Genomic DNA, 686 nt, shown 5'->3' on the forward strand with positions numbered 1-686 from the left:
GCCGAAGGCTGCGATCTTTTGACTTTGTTTTTCAAGATCAAAATCAAAAGATCGCAGCCTTCGGCAGCTCCTACAGGGGAAGTGTTATCCGCCTGGGTTATTCGAAAGCAGGCAGGCCCACAATGCTGTGATCGCAACTGAAATGCTGCTCACCGCGCCGCGCCAGCTCCGCTTGCAGACGCCGGCAGCGCTCCAGATCCTGTTGGGTCATGCGGTCAATGCTCAGATTGCCAGTGGCTTGCGCTTGTTTGTCATCACCGCGCCGAAACGTCACGAACGGCTGTTCGGGCTGGATCTGAAACAGGCTTTTCTCTTCGACCGGCTCGGCTGCTTCGGTCTTCGCCGGTTTCGGCAATTGATCGCTGCTGATGCCGTAGCGGCTCAGAATTGAGGTTTGAGGCAGATCGGCCCAGGCATTGGCCGATAGCAGCGCCAGTCCGACAATCCCGACATACCCCTTGAACCTTTTCACGTGTGCATCTCCTGTACTCAATGGCGGCTGGCTATAGAACGTGTGTGCACGTGCTGGCTTTAGGCCGCTTTTGCTGTTTGCAGAGCTTTTGAGTCAGGGTGTGGCTGTTTAGTCACTTTTGATACCGAGTTGTGGCGAGGGAGCTTGCTCCCGCTTGAGCGCGTAGCGCTCACAAAATCTTCAGGGCCGCTTCGCGACCCAGCGGGAGCAAGCT

The 686-nt window shown here is 56.4% G+C and carries 1 protein-coding gene; it reads right to left on the bottom strand.

Features of this window, described 5'->3' with window-relative positions; all coding sequences use genetic code 11:
- Nucleotides 1-97: 97 nt before the first annotated feature.
- Nucleotides 98-472, bottom strand: coding sequence for a hypothetical protein (locus tag QMX91_RS31310; RefSeq protein ID WP_134786444.1), 375 nt, complete (start codon nt 470-472; stop codon nt 98-100).
- Nucleotides 473-686: the final 214 nt, after the last annotated feature.

This window comes from Pseudomonas sp. PS01299 (genome assembly GCF_029960145.1).
GTDB classification, from domain to species: domain Bacteria; phylum Pseudomonadota; class Gammaproteobacteria; order Pseudomonadales; family Pseudomonadaceae; genus Aquipseudomonas; species Aquipseudomonas putida_A.